This is a genomic window from Octadecabacter ascidiaceicola (assembly GCF_900185015.1).
GTDB classification, from domain to species: domain Bacteria; phylum Pseudomonadota; class Alphaproteobacteria; order Rhodobacterales; family Rhodobacteraceae; genus Octadecabacter; species Octadecabacter ascidiaceicola.
Genome location: NZ_FXYD01000001.1, coordinates 442,151 through 461,107, shown reverse-complemented (window position 1 = coordinate 461,107; position 18,957 = coordinate 442,151). Strand labels below are relative to the sequence as shown.

Here is an 18,957-nt window from a genome sequence, read left to right as displayed (position 1 = left end):
GTATCGTTGACGGGCATCAGCGAGGCATCCATATGACGAAATCTGAACCGATCGACGGGGGCGTTCCGGTCTCTAAGCGTGTCTCATGGAGAGACACCGAAAACAGCAACGATGCCGGTGTCCTGCTCGCCACCCAGATCATGAACGTTATGGAACAGGGGATTATCGTTTGGTCAGCGGATGGTACGTGTGAATTGCATAATACGCGCATCTACGAGGTGCTCGAGTTAGAGCGAAATGCCCTTGGAATTGGTACGATACGGGATGACTTTTTGGCCGCTGCTGTAACGCGTGGGGAGTATACCGAAGAGAAACTGTCGGAACTGCGCGCGTTCGCGAAGACGCGCATCTCGTATCAATATGACCGAATGCTCCCATCTGGTGGTGTCGTTGAATGTCACGCCCGCCCGACCCGCGAAGGCGGGTATGTCGTCACCTGCACGAATGTCACGGAAGCGCGCAAAGCTGCGGAGGAACTTGCTGAAGCGAAGAAGGCAGCGGAGGCTGCCGAAAGTAAGTCGAGTATGATCCTTCAGGAAGAGCGCGCACGCCGAGCTGAGGCCCGCACGCTCTCGGATTTGGATGAATGGTTGCAGTCCTGCAAATCACTAGATGAACTGTTTAAAATTGTCGCGCGATTTATGGGCTATCTTCTGCCTGACAGCTTCGGAGAACTTTACCTTTATTCCAACTCTCGCGACGTTCTGGACGGCGCATGTGAATGGGGACAGCAAGATGAAATAAATTCTCACATCACGCCGGATTCCTGTTGGTCACTAAGGCGCGGTCGTGCCTATGAGCACAATCCGGATGCGTTGTGTTTTCCCTGTGACCACCTTTCTTCCAGTTCGAAAGAAACGCCAGGCGATTACATCTGTATTCCGGTCATTGCGCACGGGGATACAGTTGGGCTTTTACACATTAATTTTAAGAAGGGAATGTCACGGGCGGACATCAAATCCTCGGGTCGGTTCGCAGCGCGGTGTGGCGAACATATCTCGATGGCGATCGCGAATGTGAAGTTGCGGGATGAGCTTCACGACCAGTCAATCCGCGACCCGCTGACGGGGTTGTATAATCGCCGCTACTTCATGGACGCTATGCGACGAGAAACATCTATTGCCGATCGTGGTGGGAAGGGTTTTGGCCTGATTTCGCTGGATGCGGACAAGTTCAAGACGTTTAACGACAATCACGGTCACGAAGCAGGGGACGTTGTATTGCGTGCGCTTGCCGAACGGATGCTGGCCGTTTTGCCAAACAGTGCAGTGTGTGCACGTGTTGGCGGGGAAGAATTCGCAGTTCTCTTACCACAGACAGACGAAGACGAGTCAATGAAGCTTGCAGAAACGCTGCGGGCAAGCGTGTCACAAATGGAAGTACGCACCGCGTATGGGATACTGCCGCGTGTTACGATTTCCTCGGGCGTTGCTGCGTATTGTGGCGATTCTACCGCGCCAAGTGTGTTGATGAAACGGGCTGATGTGGCGCTTTATGACGCGAAATCCGATGGACGTGATTGTGTTCGGCTCGCTAAAATAGACACTCGCGAAGCTGTGACGCCGATGCATAGCTGAATTGACGTTCGATCACTGGTTCTGATTTGAAAATTAGTTTAATGCTAAACTATATTCGGATGAGGAGGATCCCGGCGTGGCTCAAAACTTTGATATGATCGTAATCGGTGCGGGGCCAGGTGGCTATGTGGCGGCTATTCGTGGCGCTCAGTTGGGTTTGAAGGTTTGCGTGATAGAACGTGAACATCTGGGTGGCATTTGTCTGAACTGGGGCTGTATTCCGACCAAAGCAATGTTGCGTTCTGCTGAGGTGTTCCACCTGATGCATCGTGCTAAAGAATTCGGCCTGTCCGCTGACGGTATTAACTATGATTTGCCTGCGGTGGTGAAACGTTCACGCGGCGTAGCTGGCCAGTTGTCTGGCGGAATTGGCCATCTTCTGAAAAAGAACAAGTGCACAGTCATCATGGGCGACGCGACGATCACTGCAAAGGGTAAGGTCTCGGTGAAGACCGAAAAAGGAACCGAAGAGGTAACGGCGAAGAATATCGTTGTGGCCACGGGCGCGCGCGCACGTGAGTTGCCAGGCCTTGAGGCGGATGGCGATCTGGTATGGACATATAAGGCCGCGCTTGACCCTGTGCGGATGCCAAAGAAACTTTTGGTGATCGGTTCTGGCGCCATCGGTATTGAATTTGCAAGTTTTTACAACACTTTAGGCGCTGATACGACCGTGGTCGAAGTCATGGACCGCGTGCTGCCTGTCGAGGACGCCGAAATTTCAGCATTCGCGAAAAAACAGTTTGTGAAGCAAGGCATGAAGATCATGGAAAAGGCGATGGTCAAGCAGCTTGACCGTGGAAAAGGCAAAGTCACCGCGCATATCGAAGTGGGCGGCAAAGTTGAAAAGCAAGAGTTCGACACCGTGATCTCTGCTGTAGGTATCGTTGGTAATGTTGAGGGGCTTGGCCTTGAAGAGGTTGGCGTCAAGCTGGACCGCACCCATGTCGTAACGGATGAATTCTGCCGCACAGGTGTGGATGGCATTTACGCTATTGGCGACATCGCGGGCGCTCCTTGGCTGGCGCATAAAGCATCCCATGAAGGCGTCATGGTCGCCGACCTGATCGCTGGTAAGCCCGCGCATCCCGTTAAACCCGAAAGCATCGCGGGCTGCACATATTGCCATCCTCAGGTTGCCTCGGTTGGGTACACCGAAGCCAAAGCCAAAGAGCTGGGTTACGATATCAAAGTTGGTCGTTTCCCGTTCATCGGCAACGGCAAAGCGATTGCTTTGGGTGAAGCTGAAGGCATGGTCAAAACCATCTTTGACGCGAAAACTGGCGAGTTGTTGGGCGCACATATGGTTGGCGCGGAAGTCACCGAGATGATCCAAGGCTATGTAATCGGGCGCAAATTGGAGACCACGGAAGAAGATCTGATGGAAACCGTCTTCCCGCATCCGACCCTGTCTGAGATGATGCATGAAAGCGTTTTGGACGCTTACGACCGCGTCATTCACATGTAATCGGTAAGCTTAACGAAAAACGAAGAGGGCGCCTGATCTAGGCGCCCTTTTTCGTGGTTGCCCCTGATGGGTGAGGGGCGTAGCCATCTGGGATGGATACTCAACGCACCAACTGGACGCTTATCGCTCTGCTATGGACCACGGGCCTTTTGGCGGCAGCGCAATTTGCGAAGCTGACCTTTACGCTCGATGGGTTTCAGGCGGCTTACCAAAACCAGCCTGCGCCATTGGCTGTGTCGGCGGTTTCGATCGTGGGTATTTTAGGCGGTGCTGTTGCAGGCTTCTTCGTTGGCAAAATCGGTGCGCGTCGAGCAGTGCTTTGGGCCGTTGCAATGTCGGCTGTGGTATCATTGATCCAAGGGCAAAAGATGCCGTTTGAGTGGTTCATGCTCACCCGCGTTGTTGAAGGGCTCGGGCATCTGCTGCTTGTCGTAGCGCTGCCTACGATGATGGTTGCGCTGGCCAAACCAAGCGACAAAGCTGTCGTTATGGGGATTTGGGGGACGTTTTTCGGTGTGGGCTATGCGCTGCTCGCACTTGTGGTTCCCGAGATCGAAGCTTGGGGAGGGATCAGCGCCGTTTACCAAGCACATGGGGTTTTGCTCGCGCTCATTTTTCCTTTGGTTTGGTTTGCAGTGCCCAAGGTTATGACTGCTGGGGCCAAGATGCCCAATTTTATTGCGTTGCACCGCTCAATTTACGCCAATCCACGCTACTTCGCTCCAGCGTTAGGGCATGGCATCTACACATCGATTTTTGTCGCACTGGTTGCGTTCTTGCCGAACGCTCTTGATGCAGTCTGGCTGATGCCGGTTCTTCCGCTGGCCAACTTGTCAGGTACGTTTGCGTCTGGGTTCATCGCCAAAAGGGTGCCGGCATCTAAGCTGTCGATCTATGGGTTCGCAGCCGGGATCGTGCTGTTCGCACTATTGGGCCTTACGGGTTCGGTCACGGTGGCGCTATTGGCGTTGATTTCCACAGGGCTGACCGCGGGCGCAAATTTTGCGGCCGTACCTGAGTTAAACAGCGAACCGCAGGATCAAGCGCGGGCAAATGGTGCGATGGCGCAGCTCGGCAATATCGGGACATTCTCTGGCACACCTATCTTTGCGCTGGTCGCCGGGAGTGTGTGGGGCATTGCTGGAGTGAGTGTCGTGATTTGCGTGGCGGGCGCCGTAATTGCAGGGCTTGCCTACCGTGCAGCGCGAATGTCAGCAGTGTAAGGTTAATTCTTTCCTATGTTCGCTGAATGTTCTAGATAAGGTCTGGTCACCACGCGTAACGTCATTATGTGGTGATTTGAAATAGGGGGTCACGTCATGGCTGAGCTGAAAAATATCGAAGTGCGCGGTGCGCGTGAACATAACCTCAAGAACATCGACGTTGATATTCCGCGTGACAAACTTGTTGTTATTACGGGGCTTTCTGGCTCGGGGAAGTCTTCGCTGGCGTTTGATACGATCTATGCCGAGGGCCAGCGAAGATACGTGGAATCGCTGTCAGCCTATGCGCGTCAATTTCTCGATATGATGGGCAAGCCGGACGTTGACCATATCTCGGGTCTTAGCCCTGCGATTTCGATTGAACAGAAAACCACCAGCAAGAACCCGCGTTCAACGGTTGGTACGGTGACGGAAATTTACGACTATTTGCGCCTGCTTTTTGCGCGCGTCGGCACGCCATTTTCTCCGACGACGGGCCTGCCGATCGAGGCGCAGCAAGTGCAGGATATGGTAGATCGCGTGATGGCGATGGAAGACGGGACACGCGGGTTTCTTTTGGCCCCCATTGTGCGAGACCGTAAAGGCGAATATCGCAAGGAATTCCTAGAATTACGCAAGCAGGGCTTTCAGCGCGTTAAAGTCGACGGTGAATTCTATGAGCTGGATGAGCCACCGACGCTGGACAAAAAATTCCGCCACGACATCGACGTTGTCGTCGACCGTATCGTCGTGCGCGAAGGGTTGGAAACGCGGCTGGCGGATAGTTTCCGCACGGCTCTGGATTTGGCCGATGGCATCACCGTTCTGGAAACCGCCCCGAAGGAGGGCGAGCCAGAGCGTGTTACGTTTTCCGAGAACTTTTCCTGCCCAGTGTCTGGTTTCACAATCCCCGAGATTGAACCGCGCCTGTTTTCGTTTAACGCGCCATTTGGGGCCTGCCCTGAATGTGATGGCTTGGGGGTTGAGCTGTTTTTTGATGAATCTCTCGTCGTGCCCGACAAAACGCTAAAGGTTTATGACGGGGCGCTGGCGCCGTGGCGCAAGGGCAAAAGCCCGTATTTCCTGCAGACGATCGAAGCCATCGCAAAGCATTACGATTTTGACAAGAACGAACGTTGGAAAGACCTTCCCGCCTTTGTGCAGCAGGTGTTTTTGCACGGATCTGGCGATGAAGAGATCAAGTTCCGCTATGATGAAGGTGGTCGTGTCTATGAGGTCAGCCGCGCGTTTGAGGGCGTGATCCCGAACATGGAACGCCGCTACCGCGAGACGGATTCCAACTGGATCCGCGAAGAATTCGAACGCTATCAGAATAACCGTTCTTGCGGGACATGTGGCGGTTATCGTCTGCGCGAAGAGGCGCTGGCGGTTAAGATTGGCGGTCTGCATGTTGGTCAGGTTGTTCAGATGTCGATCAAAGAGGCGTTTGAATGGTGTTTGACGGTGCCTGATGCGTTGACGAAGCAGAAAAACGAAATCGCTGTGGCGATCCTGAAAGAAATCCGCGAACGCCTTGGGTTCTTGAACAATGTTGGCCTTGAATACCTGACGTTATCGCGTAATTCGGGCACTTTGTCTGGTGGGGAAAGCCAGCGTATTCGATTGGCCAGCCAGATTGGGTCAGGCTTGCAAGGCGTGCTTTATGTGCTGGATGAACCGTCTATTGGGTTGCACCAGCGCGATAATGACCGCCTGCTGACCACGCTGAAAAACCTGCGAGATCAAGGGAATACCGTGATCGTGGTGGAGCACGACGAAGAAGCCGTACGCGAAGCCGATTATGTGTTCGACATCGGACCGGGGGCTGGTGTTCATGGTGGGCAGGTGGTGGCCAAAGGGTCCCCTGAGGAAATCATAGCGAACCCAGACAGCATCACCGGTGATTATCTGGCCGGACGTCGCGAGATCGCTGTTCCAAAAGTGCGTCGTAAGGGGAATAAGAAAAAGGTTAGCGTAAAGAAGGCCAGTGGCAATAATCTCCAAGATATCGACGTTGATTACCCGCTGGGTAAATTCGTCTGCGTCACGGGCGTGTCTGGTGGTGGGAAATCAACGCTGACGATCGAAACCTTGTTTAAGACTGCCTCGATGAACCTGAATGGCGCGCGTCAAACGCCAGCACCGTGTGAAACGATCAAGGGGCTGGAGCATCTTGATAAGGTTATCGACATTGACCAGCGCCCCATCGGGCGCACGCCGCGATCCAACCCTGCGACCTATACCGGCGCGTTCACCCCAATCCGTGATTGGTTCGCTGGCCTGCCCGAAGCCAAGGCGCGGGGCTACAAACCCGGGCGGTTTAGTTTCAACGTGAAGGGCGGGCGCTGCGAGGCGTGCCAAGGGGATGGCGTCATCAAAATTGAGATGCACTTCCTGCCTGACGTTTATGTGGAATGTGAAACTTGTAAGGGCAAGCGCTACAACCGCGAAACGCTGGAAATTCGGTTCAAGGGCAAGTCGATTGCCGATGTCTTGGACATGAACGTCGAAGAGGCGCAGGAGTTCTTTAAGGCGGTTCCAAGCATCCGTGACAAGATGGATGCGCTGATGCGTGTGGGCCTCGGCTACATCAAAGTCGGGCAACAGGCGACCACTTTGTCGGGGGGTGAAGCGCAGCGCGTGAAGCTTTCTAAAGAGCTCGCCAAACGGTCCACAGGTCGCACATTGTATATTTTGGACGAGCCAACCACCGGTTTGCACTTCGAAGATGTTCGAAAATTACTAGAGGTGCTGCACGAGCTGGTTGAGCTTGGCAACTCTGTCATCGTGATTGAACATAATCTGGACGTCGTCAAAACAGCCGATCACGTAATCGATATCGGCCCTGAAGGGGGCGACAAAGGTGGTAAAGTCGTGGCCACGGGTACACCTGAACAGATTGCAGACGTCGCGGAATCCTACACGGGTCAGTACCTCAAAGAGATGCTGAAGCCGAAGAAGTCAGTCGCAGCAGAATAGCGCGACTGAACTTTTAGAGAAGACGTACTTGGGTGCCGACCTGCACAACTGAGAACAACTCAGCGATGTGATCGTTGTACAATCCAATACAACCGGATGAGCTTTGGCGACCGATCTTGCGCGTGTCGTGCGTGCCGTGGATCAAATAGGCGGGCCAATCAAGGTACATCGCATGGGTGCCAAGTGGGTTACCTGGGCCTGCGTCCATCATTTGGGGCAGGGACGGATCACGCTGACGCATGGCGGCTGTTGGTGTCCACGTCGGACCAACACGCTTGCGTACGATTTGGCTATAGCCACGACGCGTTAAGGCTTCGGTCATTGGAACAGAAGATGGGTACAAACGGTAGCTACCATCGGGGCCCCAGTAGTGCAGCGCACGAGATGTGATATCGGCAAGAATTGCACCATTCCCAAGCGACTGGAAATGATCCTGCCATTTTTGCGTGACAAAGGACGATGCGTTGCGATCAGGTGCTTCACCCGACGAAGCGCGATCAGGCGCTCCTTGCGCGCGCACAATCATAGGTGTTGCCAGTGTCGCCGCAGCGCCGAGAATGAATGTACGTTTGGTTTGCATGGTGTGCCCATCCGTTGTTTGGACTTTAAATCACACGGATAGGCACTGGGATCAAGCCACACGGACTCACACCTGCGTGAAATCGCGCACTTAGGAAACTGTGATCGAACCGCGCATATTGCCGTGCGGGCGACACCGGTAGCTGAATGAGCCGGCGGAATTAAACGTCACGCTTGCAGAGTCGCCTTGCGCCAAAAGACCGGTATCAAACGCATCACCACTGTCTTCCCAAGCGCTATGGCGTGGGCGATCCTCGTTCACCCAAGTCACTGTATCGCCGGCGGAAATTGTCAGGTTCTCTGGTGTGAAAGCCATGCTTTTGATCGTAACCGTATGCGTTGTCTGGGCACGTGCGGCGGTTGCTAGAACAGGTAGGGTTGCAAGTGCTGCAGCGCTACGGCGGAGAAAATCGCGACGGGTTGTCATAATAGATCCTTTCAAAGTTGGTACCTGCCAAAATTGGGCAGCCTTTAAGACACGCAAAGCGCATATGAATAGTTTCACGTGCGCTAGAAAACTTTCAACAAACCTCGGGCCGCTGTCGTGCGGTTACGCGTGTGCTTCCATATGTGCGACAACGTCTGGCCTTGGCCAACCGAGTATTTCAAAAGCTTGTTCTTGCGTTTGGGCTGTCCGTATCAAGATTTTGTCGGAGCCTTCCCAAGGGTTCCGCGCCATTTCGGCCATTTCGGCAGGCGGGCCAGGAGGGGCAAAGAACACGTTAAGTTGCTGGCCAACTTCCGCGGGGTAGATGTCAGTCAACTTCGCCATGAACTTGAAAAACAGAGGGTAATCAACTTCGTAGCTTGTGATCTTACTGAAATCAAAGAAGTGTGTTTGCCCAGCAAGATGCGCGTAGGAGGATGCGAAACGGGTCAAAGCATCCATAATTTCTGCTGTTTTCACATGCCCATAGTACCGGATGTAAACCAGTGTCGGGTCCGCAAAAATTTCATAATCAACTGGCAAAATAGCGTGCCCCATCCAAGAGTACGCTTGAATGGGGCACATTTTTTATCAAAAGGTCAAGGTTTTAGGGCTAGTCCATCGCCTTAAAGTTGAACTCACCACCTTCTTTTATGCCTGATGGCCAACGGGATGTGACCGTTTTGGTGCGTGTGTAGAACTTAAACGCGTCTGGGCCGTGCTGGTTCAAATCACCGAAGGCGGATTTCTTCCAGCCGCCAAACGTGTGGTAGGCGAGGGGCACTGGGATCGGCACGTTTACACCGATCATGCCGACGTTAACACGGCTGGCAAAGTTACGTGCGGCGTCACCGTCGCGCGTAAAGATCGCGGTGCCGTTGCCCATCTCATGATCCATCGCGAGGCCGAGGGCTTCTTCGTAGGATCCGGCCCGAACGCAAGACAGAACCGGTCCGAAGATCTCTTTCTGGTAGATTTCCATGTCTGGCGTCACGCGGTCAAACAGGTGTGGTCCAACGAAAAAGCCGTCTTCATAACCCTGCAAGTTGAAGTTACGACCATCAACCACAAGCTCGGCACCTGCTTCAACGCCGCCCTCTACCATTCTGAGAATGTTTTCTTTTGCTGCAGCAGTAACGACTGGGCCGTAGTCCACATCGCCTTCAGCTGTGTAGGGGCCAACGCGCAATTTATCGATGCGTGGGATTAGTTCTTCGATCAAACGATCAGCAGTTTCTTCGCCAACTGGAACCGCAACCGAAATCGCCATGCAACGCTCGCCAGCAGCGCCGTAACCCGCACCAACGAGCGCATCGGCAGCCAAGCCCATGTCCGCATCGGGCATGATGATCATGTGGTTCTTTGCACCGCCGAAACATTGAACGCGCTTGCCGTTGGAACAACCACGACCGTAGATGTATTCCGCAATCGGAGTGGAGCCAACGAAGCCGACAGATTGGATCACTTCGTTATCAAGGATCGCATCGACACTTTCCTTGTCGCCGTTCACGACCTGAATAATACCAGCCGGAAGGCCCGCTTCCTCAAGAAGCTCTGCAAGCATTAGTGGAACGGATGGGTCACGTTCGGATGGCTTAAGGATAAACGCGTTGCCACATGCGATGGCAGGGGCGAACATCCACATCGGGATCATGGCGGGGAAGTTAAACGGGGTAATTCCTGCTGTAACACCAAGGGCTTGGCGCATGGAGTAGATATCAATGCCCGGGCCAGCACCGTCAGTGTATTCGCCTTTCAGAAGCTCAGGCGCGCCGATGCAGTACTCAACAACTTCGAGGCCACGCTGAACGTCGCCTTTCGCGTCCGGCAGTGTTTTGCCGTGCTCGCGTGACAGGGCCTCGGCCAGTTTGTCCATGTCGCGGTTCAGCAAGCCGACAAAGGCCATCATCACGCGCGCACGGCGCTGTGGATTGGTTGCGGCCCATGCTGGCTGTGCTTTTGCAGCGATTTCAACGGCTTGATCCAGTTCCGCAGTTGAGGCGAGCGGCACCTTGGCCTGCACTTCGCCTGTAGCTGGGTTGTAGACATCCGCAAAACGGCCTGATGTGCCTTTAACGTGCGCGCCGTTGATGTAGTGGGTAAGTTCTGTGGTCATGATCGCCTCCCAGCGTTGTATGAGTTGCCCGTATCATAGGCTTGCGTTTTCGCCCGTTAAAGCGCCAGTATGGCAAATTCATTTTGCAAAAATGCAGGACAGCAATGGCGAGTTGGGACGATATGCGGGTGTTTTTGGCGGTGGCGCGGGCGGAAAGCCTAAGTCGTGCTGCGCCAACGCTACGGATGGATGCGGCCACTGTCGGGCGGCGGATCGCGCGGCTTGAGGCGGGCCTTGGGGCCGCTTTGTTCGTGAAATCCCCTCAAGGATACGCGCTCACGGATCTTGGGGTGCGCATGCGGGATCATGCTGCCGATGCTGAGGCGTCGCTGACCCAAGCTGTCGAAGAAGCACGCGGGGATCAGGCCGGTTTAACGGGACAAATCCGTATCGGGGCGCCCGACGGGGCCGCGAATTACCTATTGCCGCAAGTGTGCGCAGCCATTGCCGCCGAAAACCCAGGCCTGGAAATTCAAGTACTTGCTTTACCTCGGGTGGTGAACCTGTCCAAACGCGAGGCCGACATGGCGATCACGGTGTCGCCTCCGCAAGCGGGGCGACTGACGGTGCAGAAGGTCAGCGATTATCGCCTTCATCTGGCTGCTTCTAAAAGTGAAACGATTGAAAACATGGATGACCTTAAAGGGCACCGTATTGTCGGCTATATCCCCGACATGATTTTTGACAAAGAACTGGACTACCTCGGCGATTTTGGCGCAGACGGTGTTCAGGTCGCGTCTAATTCGGTTGCCGTGCAGGTCATGGCGCTGCGTAGCGGGGCAGGGGTCGGCATTATGCATGATTTCGCGCTGCCGTTCGCGCCAGAATTGAAACGTGTTTTGGTAAATGAGCTATCTTTGACGCGGTCATTTTACCTTGTGCGGCACGTTAGTGACCGGTCTTCTGACCGCCTTAACCGCTTTGCTGCGGCATTAAATCACGGATTGAAGGCCGAGATTTCGCGTCTGGAGCGTCTGGTCGCTTGACTCCAACGCAGGCGGGACGCGACACTTGAATGATTAACAATAGGAGATTGCCATGATCGTATCCCAAATCCTCAAGTCCAAAGACACTGGCGGCGTTATCACGCTGACATCTGATGCATCTGTTTCTGATGCTGTCGGCATTATGTCGGACAAACGGATTGGTACGATCGTTGTCAGCGATGACGGTGGCGCAACGCCCGCAGGTATTCTTTCTGAACGCGACATTGTGCGTGAGTTGGGTCGACAAGGGCCGAGCTGCCTGACACGGCTTGTCAAAGACCTCATGACCAGCAAGCTTATTACCTGTAGCCCATCTGACACCTCAGACTCCGTGCTGAGCAAGATGACAGAAGGACGGTTTCGCCACATGCCAGTGATGGACGGCGACACAATGGTTGGCCTGATTTCCATTGGCGATGCGGTTAAAGCGCGCCTTGCAGAACTGGCAGCGGAGCGTGATGCGCTGACGGGTATGGTTATGGGTCACTAGCACGCTTGCATTCTTACGCGTGTTAGGGTGTTTTGCCCCAAATTCTAGATGAGGACTGCCATGCGCATTGGGCTCTATCCGGGGACGTTTGATCCCGTCACATTGGGGCATGTCGATATTATTCGGCGTGCTTGTACATTGGTCGACAAGCTCGTCATCGGCGTTGCGATCAACCGCGACAAGGGGCCATTGTTTGACCTTGAAGAACGCGTCGCGATGGTCGAGGCCGAGTGTGCCGTGCTTTCCGCGGAAACCGGATGCGAGATCATTGCGCATCCGTTTGATAACTTGCTGATTGATTGCGCGAAAGATGTCGGGGCAGGGATCATTATCCGAGGCCTTCGGGCCGTTGCCGATTTTGAGTATGAATATCAGATGGTTGGTATGAATCGCCAGTTGGACAATTCCATTGAGACGGTGTTCTTGATGGCCGAAGCCCAACATCAGGCAATTGCGTCAAAACTTGTGAAAGAGATCGCGCGTTTGGGTGGTGACGTGAGTAAGTTCGTCACGCCAGCCGTGGAAAGTTCTTTGAAAGAACGCTTGAAGTAACCGGCTTCAACGAAAAAGGCCGCTCTAAGTTAGAGCGGCCTTTCTTAAATCTATTCGATCAAACTTAGATGAGTTTACCCATCGCAACGGCTGTGTCGCCCATGCGGTTGGAGAAGCCCCATTCGTTGTCGTACCACGTTAGGATGCGGCACAGGTTGCCGTCCATAACTTTGGTCTGATCTGTCGCGAAGATAGATGAATGCGGGTCATGGTTGAAGTCCATGGACACCAGTTTGCTGTCTGTCACACCCAAAATACCTTTGAGTGGGCCGGCAGATGTTGCGGCGTGGATCAGCTCGTTTATTTCCTCAATGGTTGTGTCGCGCTTGGTTTCGAATGTCAGGTCAACGCAAGACACATTCGGCGTCGGAACGCGGATCGCAACACCGTCAAGAATACCGTCAAGCTCTGGCAGAACGAGGCCAACAGCCTTCGCCGCGCCAGTGGACGTCGGGATCATGGACATTGCCGCAGCACGTGCGCGGTAAAGGTCTTTGTGCATGGTGTCGAGCGTCGGCTGATCGCCAGTGTAGCTGTGAACCGTCGTCATGAAGCCACGCTTGATGCCGATGTTGTCGTTCAGAACCTTGGCCACAGGGGCCAAGCAGTTGGTTGTGCAAGACGCGTTGGACACAACCATGTCGCCCGATGTCAGCGTGCCGTCGTTCACACCGAATACGATTGTTTTGTCGGCGTTCTTACCAGGTGCGGAAATCAAAACGCGCGAAGATCCGTTTTCAAGGTGCGCTTGGCACGCTTCTTTGGATGTGAAGATGCCGGTACATTCCAACACGATATCAACGTCCGCCCAAGGTAGATCAGCTGGGTTGCGCAGTGCAGTCACCTTAATGGGGCCGCGGCCAACGTCGATGGTATCAGCGGTTGTTGTCACCGGATGTGGGAAGCGTCCGTGAACTGAGTCGTACTGCAAAAGGTGCGCGTTTGTCTCAACCGGGCCGAGATCGTTGATCGCGATGACTTCAATGTCTGTGCGACCGGATTCGATAATTGCACGCAAAATATTGCGCCCGATACGGCCAAAGCCATTGATTGCTACTTTTACGGTCATGGGAGCCTCCAGTCTTGGATCAGCGGGTGTGGCAGCATTTGCGGTCACTGTTGGCGCTAACATCCCCAAAAAAACCGAAAGGTCAACCCGTTTGCTACGGATCTAGCGCCAGATTGCCATCCAGTTCATTACAATGATGATTTTTTTACTGAGGAACACGCCCGCGTTCAGGTGCAGGACGTAATGGTCCAACACGAAAAAAGCGATGATACAGAGGAACAGGATAAAGGCGAGGCGTGTTGTCATGAGGCAGGGATAACAGGTCAGGCCGCACGGGGGAATTCAAAGATTAGACCGCGGTTGATTTGGTTGGTACATAAGTTCCGCTAGCACTAAGATGGTAGTAAAAGGGGACTTCGAAACGTTGAGCGAAAGCAATCTTGCGTGCGCCGGCTTTAGTTCAATCGTCCCATATGTGCGGCAACATCTGCCATCCGGACCGAGAAACCCCATTCGTTGTCGTACCATGCCAAAACGCGCACGGTGCGGCCGCCGATGACTTTGGTTTGGTCCGGTGCGAAGATTGAGCTTTCCGGCGTGTGGTTGAAGTCGATCGAAACCTTTGGTTCCGGATCGTACGCCATCACCATGCCCATGTGCCCAGCGCAGGCTTCTGCGACAACGGCGTTCACGTCTGCAACTGTCACGTCCTTGGCGGCTTCAAACGTCAGATCAACGGCGGAAACATTCGGTGTTGGAACGCGCAGGGCGGTTCCGTCCAGTTTGCCTTCCATTTCCGGCAGCACCAGCGACAAAGCTTTGGCCGCGCCTGTGGAGGTCGGGATCATCGCCATGGCCGCAGCGCGGGCGCGGTAAAGGTCGGCGTGGCGGCGGTCCAGTGTTGGCTGGTCGCCTGTGTAGCTGTGGATTGTCGTCATGATGCCGCGCTCGATGCCGATGGCGTCATTCAGAACTTTTGCAAGCGGAGCGAGGCAGTTCGTAGTGCAAGAGCCGTTGGACACCATGCGGTGATCTGCTTCGAGTTCGCGGTGGTTCACACCGTAGACGATTGTCTTATCAACGTTGCTGGCTGGGGCAGAGATCAAGACTTTGCCTGCGCCGCGTTCTAGGTGAATCGATGATTTGTTGCCGTCGTTAAATTTGCCAGTGCATTCGAGGACAACATCACAACCGTCCCAATCCAGTTCGGTCGGGTCATAGGTCGACATTACGTCGATTGGCCCGCGCCCAAGATCGAGTTTGCCGTCGTTGATTGTAATCTCGCCCGGGAAGCGACCATGAACAGAGTCATAGCGTAGCAAGTGCGCATTAGTTTCAACCGGCCCAGTGGCATTGATCTTAACGACCTGAATGTCGTTGCGTGCGCTTTCTGCGATATGGGAGAGGGTGCAGCGGCCAATGCGGCCAAATCCATTGATACCTACTGTGACGGTCATAGCGCAGTTCCTTTCGGCAAATTGGTTGCCCCTCTCTTAGGGGGGTGGCCTGTGTGGACCAAGTCTAAACTGGTTTTTTATCAATATGTTAGCGGTAACTGTGTATGGCCGCCGCAGGTTTGCGCTAACACTAAAGCCTTCCGAAGGGTTAACGGTCGTGACGTTTGCGCTAACCTTCCTGAATGGCGGAACTGGTCGCTCGAATCGTAGAATCAGTTCACGGGAGGGCGCATAGATATGTCTTGGGGACTTGCAGCCACGTGATTGAACGCTAGTTTCTGCACCAACGCAGACTTGGAGACGACGATGAGTGGATTGATTGCCCTGTTGGATGACGTAGCTGCCCTAACGCGGATTGCGGCGACCAGTATTGACGATGTGGCCGGGATGGCGGCCAAGGCTGGAACCAAGGCCGCAGGCGTTATCATTGATGATGCGGCTGTGACGCCGAAGTATGTCACAGGTCTGAACCCCAAGCGCGAGCTGCCGATCATCTGGAAAATCGCACGGGCGTCGTTCTTTAGTAAGCTGGTAATCCTGCTGCCGGTGGCGATGCTGCTTAACTATTTTGCGCCTTGGCTGTTGATCCCGCTGTTGATGCTGGGGGGGCTGTACTTGTGTTTTGAGGGTGCCGAGAAAATCTATCACGTCTTGCGCCCCCAACACGATGCTTACGTCGATGCTGACATGGATGCAGGCGATCCGGCGCATCTGGAAGAAAGCCGCGTTAAGGGCGCGATCAAGACGGATTTCATCCTGTCAGCTGAAATCATGACGATTTCACTAAACAGCATCGTTGCTGAATTTCCGGATGCCTCCATATGGATGCAAGGAATGACGCTGGCGGCGATTGCCGTGGCGATTACCATCGCGGTCTATGGAACGGTCGCGCTGATCGTGAAAATGGATGATGTCGGGGCTTGGATGGCGCTGAATGCGAAAACGGGTATCGGCCGGGGCATGGGCAAAGGTCTTGTGCGTGGGATGCCGCATCTGCTGACGGTTCTGTCTGTTGTCGGCACGGCTGCAATGCTTTGGGTCGGTGGGTCTATCCTTGTTCACGGGTTGCACGACCCGAACTTCCTTGGTTGGGCGCAACCCTATGGCTTTATCAAAGACCTCGCGCATAGCATCGCGGGGGAGAACGGTTTTGGGAACTGGGCTGTGACAGCGTTCAGTGACGGCGTTCTTGGATTGGCCGTTGGCTTACTGTTGATCCCAGTTGTGACCCGCGTTCTTGCGCCGATGATTGGGGCTGTAACCGGTTCAAAGGCACATCACTGATCTAGTTACGTGCAAATCGTCTTTGCAAAGTCGGGATCGTGTAAGACTGGCGAACGCCGGCTTCGTCCTGTGGGGCAAAGCCCGGATCAGATGTCACGCAACGTAAGCCGCAAAGCTGGCTAGCTGATTGTGTCTGGAAATCAACCAACCAGACGCGCCCGCCGGGCGTCGAGACATAGCCATCAATACCAAACTGAAAGTCAGACGCGAGGTCAATGACAGACGGGACCTCATTGTCATAGACGCGCCCATAGGCACCGTGGGTGTGATAGCTGGCCACGATCCCGAGACCAGGCGCGGGGGCAGGCATTTCACAACCCGCAAACGTGCCGGGACGCGGCGGCGTGCCTCTTAGATTGCCATTCGGATCGATGTAAAAATAGCCACAGTATTCTCGGCGTTCCGCGATGGATCGTGCTTGGATGCTATCCAGAAAGCTGCGCGCGAAATTGTCGACGACTGGACCACTGGGTGCATTCGGCGGAGCAATGGAATACCCTGTGTTGTATTGTTGCGGAAGAGAGGATTCACCTTTCGGCGACACCTGAACTTGCGGCACACCACAAGCGCTAAGCGCGACGGTGGCGATGGTCAAAAGGGCGGTTAGTCTCATCATGTGTCGGCTCCACGCGGTTGATCTGAGAGCCTAGCAGAAACAATTAGGGCCACAATCCCGTGTAAAACACGAAACTGTGGCCCTAATTTTTCGCCGATGTGTTGGCATTATGCCAGCAGATCACGCACTTTTTGTGCTGTTGCTTCCGCAGTGATGCCGAACTTTTCAAACAGTTCCGGCGCTGGTGCGGATGCACCAAAGCTGTTCATGCCAATGAAGCCAGCTTTCGCTTCTTTGCCACGCTCGCCCAGCAGCCATTTGTCCCAACCAAGACGCACGCCAGCTTCGATAGCGACGCGAACAGGACCACCCGGAAGCACGCGCTTGCGGATTTTCTCTTCCTGCGCTTCGAACAGCTCCCAACATGGCATGGAGACAACGCGTGTACCGATGCCGTCGGCCTCAAGAATGTCGCGGGCAGCCATGGCGACGGAGACTTCAGAACCTGTCGCCATCAGGATCGCCTGACGTTTGCCAGCTTCGGCGTCGGCCAGAACGTAAGCACCCTGTGCGGACATGTTCTTGTTCTTGTGGTCTTTGCGAACCAGCGGAAGCCCCTGACGGGACAGGGCCAAAACGGACGGTGTTTTCTTTGCTGTCAGCGCAAGTTCCCACGCCTCGGCAACCTCAACACTATCCGCAGGGCGGAATACATGGGTGTTTGGCGTGGCACGCAGCATAGCGAGGTGTTCAACAGGCTGGTGTGTCGGGCCATCTTCGCCAAGGCCGATGGAGTCGTGCGTCATGACGTAAACGGCAGGCACTTCCATCAAGGCGGACAGGCGCATCGCGCCACGTGCGTAATCGGTGAAGCACATGAACGTGCCGGAGTAGGGACGGATGCCGCCGTGCAGGGCCATGCCGTTCATCGCAGCGGCCATGCCGTGCTCACGGATACCGTAGTGGATAAAGCGGCCAGCGCGGTTGTCAGGGTTGAAAACACCCAGGTCAGCGGTCTTGGTGTTGTTTGATCCTGTCAGGTCAGCAGAGCCACCAACGGTTTCAGCCATGATCGGGTTGATCACTTCGAGGACTTTTTCCGAGGAAGAGCGTGTCGCCATCTTGGCGCCAGCTTCCGTTGCCTGCTTTTTGAAGGCTTTGATGGTCGCCGACAGTTTCTTTGGCGCATCAAGGTTCAGGGCACGGTTGAATTCGTCCTGTTTGCCTTTTGACAGCTTGTCAAAACGTGTCTGCCACTCAGCATGTGCAGTTGCACCGCGTGCGCCAAAGGCTTCCCATTGGGATTTCACATCTGCAGGGATCTCGAACGGGGCGTAGTCCCAGCCGTAGGCAGCCTTGGCGGCCGCCATTTGGTCCGCATCTGTCAGCGCACCGTGGCCTTTGGATGTGTCTTGCGCTGCGTGGCCCAGTGCGATGTGGGTTTTGCAAGAAATCATGGATGGGCGCGGGTCGGCCTTGGCTTGGACAATCGCTTTGTCGATTGCGACAGGGTCGTGGCCATCAATTTCAATCACGTGCCAACCGGAAGCTTCGAAACGTGCGGTTTGGTCGGTGATGTCGGCCAGATCAACGGTGCCATCGATGGTGATGTTGTTGTTGTCAAAGAACACGATCAACGAGCCGAGCTTTTGCATACCTGCAAGGCCGATTGCTTCTTGTGAAATACCTTCCATCAGGCAACCATCACCCGCGATGACGTAAGTGTGGTGGTTCACAACACCCTTACCATAACGCGCGCGCAGGATTTCTTCGGCGATGGCGAAACCCACAGAATTGGCGATGCCCTGACCAAGTGGGCCGGTTGTTGTCTCAATGCCTTCCATGTGGCCGTATTCAGGGTGGCCCGCAGTGCGTGCGCCCCATTGGCGGAAGTCCTTGAGCTGTTGAAGGCTCGCTTGCTCATACCCCGTGAGGTGCAGCAGCGCGTAAAGCAGCATGGAACCGTGGCCCGCGGACAGAATGAAACGGTCGCGGTCCGGCCAGTTTGGGGCCTTCGGGTCAAAACGCAGGTGCTTCTCGTAAAGAACCGTCGCGACGTCGGCCATGCCCATTGGCATGCCAGAGTGGCCGGAATTGGCGGCGGCAACACCGTCAAGCGCGAGGGTGCGGATCGCGGCGGCGCGCATCCAGTGCTCGGGGTGGGCTTTACGTAGGGCTTGGATGTCCATGAGCGCGGTCCTTTAGGCTGCAATGTTTGGCGTTAGGCAGGTCATAACAGGGCGGCCCCCAAGATCAAGGCGACACTGCATCTGCA

General features: G+C 54.8%; 16 protein-coding genes. 8 read left to right on the top strand and 8 right to left on the bottom strand.

The window, feature by feature from the left end; all coding sequences use genetic code 11:
* Positions 1-32: 32 nt before the first annotated feature.
* The 4 genes from OCA8868_RS02220 to uvrA all read left to right on the top strand — a co-directional run bounded on the left by OCA8868_RS02220 (position 33) and on the right by uvrA (position 7,226).
* Positions 33-1,577 carry a diguanylate cyclase gene (locus tag OCA8868_RS02220; RefSeq protein ID WP_093994911.1) on the top strand — a complete coding sequence of 515 codons (1,545 nt, stop codon included), beginning with the start codon at positions 33-35 and terminating at the stop codon, positions 1,575-1,577.
* A 94-nt stretch (positions 1,578-1,671) separates the two neighbouring features.
* On the top strand, positions 1,672-3,045 hold the full coding sequence (gene lpdA / locus OCA8868_RS02215) for a dihydrolipoyl dehydrogenase (RefSeq protein ID WP_093994910.1): 1,374 nt from the start codon (positions 1,672-1,674) through the stop codon (positions 3,043-3,045).
* Between the two features lie 92 nt (positions 3,046-3,137).
* A complete protein-coding gene (locus OCA8868_RS02210; protein WP_093994909.1) occupies positions 3,138-4,268 on the top strand; it encodes an MFS transporter in 1,131 nt (376 codons plus the stop codon).
* Between the two features lie 96 nt (positions 4,269-4,364).
* Positions 4,365-7,226, top strand: a complete 2,862-nt coding sequence (uvrA, locus tag OCA8868_RS02205) for an excinuclease ABC subunit UvrA (protein WP_093994908.1) — start codon at positions 4,365-4,367, stop codon at positions 7,224-7,226.
* Between the two features lie 13 nt (positions 7,227-7,239).
* On the opposite strand, the gene OCA8868_RS02200 is transcribed toward uvrA, so the two are convergent.
* The 4 genes from OCA8868_RS02200 to OCA8868_RS02185 form a co-directional block, all read right to left on the bottom strand.
* Complete coding sequence (locus OCA8868_RS02200; RefSeq protein ID WP_093994907.1) at positions 7,240-7,806, bottom strand: L,D-transpeptidase; 567 nt, start codon at positions 7,804-7,806, stop codon at positions 7,240-7,242.
* A 90-nt stretch (positions 7,807-7,896) separates the two neighbouring features.
* A complete protein-coding gene (locus OCA8868_RS02195) occupies positions 7,897-8,232 on the bottom strand; it encodes a cupredoxin domain-containing protein (RefSeq protein ID WP_245847992.1) in 336 nt (111 codons plus the stop codon).
* A 123-nt stretch (positions 8,233-8,355) separates the two neighbouring features.
* Positions 8,356-8,790 carry a hypothetical protein gene (locus OCA8868_RS02190; RefSeq protein WP_093994906.1) on the bottom strand — a complete coding sequence of 145 codons (435 nt, stop codon included), beginning with the start codon at positions 8,788-8,790 and terminating at the stop codon, positions 8,356-8,358.
* 55 nt (positions 8,791-8,845) lie between these two features.
* The gene (locus OCA8868_RS02185) at positions 8,846-10,348 is read right to left on the bottom strand and encodes a CoA-acylating methylmalonate-semialdehyde dehydrogenase (RefSeq protein ID WP_093994905.1); all 1,503 of its coding nucleotides are present in this window, start codon (positions 10,346-10,348) and stop codon (positions 8,846-8,848) included.
* A gap of 104 nt (positions 10,349-10,452) precedes the next feature.
* Here OCA8868_RS02185 and OCA8868_RS02180 point away from each other — a divergent pair, with 104 nt between their 5' ends.
* From OCA8868_RS02180 to coaD, 3 genes are read left to right on the top strand one after another with little or no spacing between them, the layout of a single operon-like run.
* The gene (locus OCA8868_RS02180) at positions 10,453-11,334 is read left to right on the top strand and encodes a LysR family transcriptional regulator (RefSeq protein WP_093994904.1); all 882 of its coding nucleotides are present in this window, start codon (positions 10,453-10,455) and stop codon (positions 11,332-11,334) included.
* Between the two features lie 52 nt (positions 11,335-11,386).
* Positions 11,387-11,824: a CBS domain-containing protein gene (locus tag OCA8868_RS02175; protein ID WP_093994903.1), complete on the top strand. Its 438-nt coding sequence runs from the start codon at positions 11,387-11,389 to the stop codon at positions 11,822-11,824.
* Between the two features lie 60 nt (positions 11,825-11,884).
* A complete protein-coding gene (gene coaD, locus OCA8868_RS02170) occupies positions 11,885-12,376 on the top strand; it encodes a pantetheine-phosphate adenylyltransferase (protein ID WP_093994902.1) in 492 nt (163 codons plus the stop codon).
* A gap of 64 nt (positions 12,377-12,440) precedes the next feature.
* Here the strand turns inward: coaD and gap (OCA8868_RS02165) are convergent, their stop codons facing one another.
* Positions 12,441-13,445 carry a type I glyceraldehyde-3-phosphate dehydrogenase gene (gene gap / locus OCA8868_RS02165; RefSeq protein ID WP_093995485.1) on the bottom strand — a complete coding sequence of 335 codons (1,005 nt, stop codon included), beginning with the start codon at positions 13,443-13,445 and terminating at the stop codon, positions 12,441-12,443.
* A gap of 395 nt (positions 13,446-13,840) precedes the next feature.
* Complete coding sequence (gene gap / locus OCA8868_RS02160; protein ID WP_093994901.1) at positions 13,841-14,842, bottom strand: type I glyceraldehyde-3-phosphate dehydrogenase; 1,002 nt, start codon at positions 14,840-14,842, stop codon at positions 13,841-13,843.
* Between the two features lie 306 nt (positions 14,843-15,148).
* Between gap (OCA8868_RS02160) and OCA8868_RS02155 the strand changes: the two genes are divergently transcribed.
* Complete coding sequence (locus tag OCA8868_RS02155; protein WP_093994900.1) at positions 15,149-16,126, top strand: DUF808 domain-containing protein; 978 nt, start codon at positions 15,149-15,151, stop codon at positions 16,124-16,126.
* A gap of 1 nt (position 16,127) precedes the next feature.
* On the opposite strand, the gene OCA8868_RS02150 is transcribed toward OCA8868_RS02155, so the two are convergent.
* Together OCA8868_RS02150 and tkt are read right to left on the bottom strand one after the other, a co-directional pair.
* Positions 16,128-16,742 (bottom strand): DUF4329 domain-containing protein, encoded by a 615-nt coding sequence (locus tag OCA8868_RS02150; RefSeq protein ID WP_245847990.1) that lies wholly within the window; start codon positions 16,740-16,742, stop codon positions 16,128-16,130.
* Between the two features lie 107 nt (positions 16,743-16,849).
* The gene (gene tkt, locus OCA8868_RS02145; RefSeq protein ID WP_093994899.1) at positions 16,850-18,871 is read right to left on the bottom strand and encodes a transketolase; all 2,022 of its coding nucleotides are present in this window, start codon (positions 18,869-18,871) and stop codon (positions 16,850-16,852) included.
* Positions 18,872-18,957: the final 86 nt, after the last annotated feature.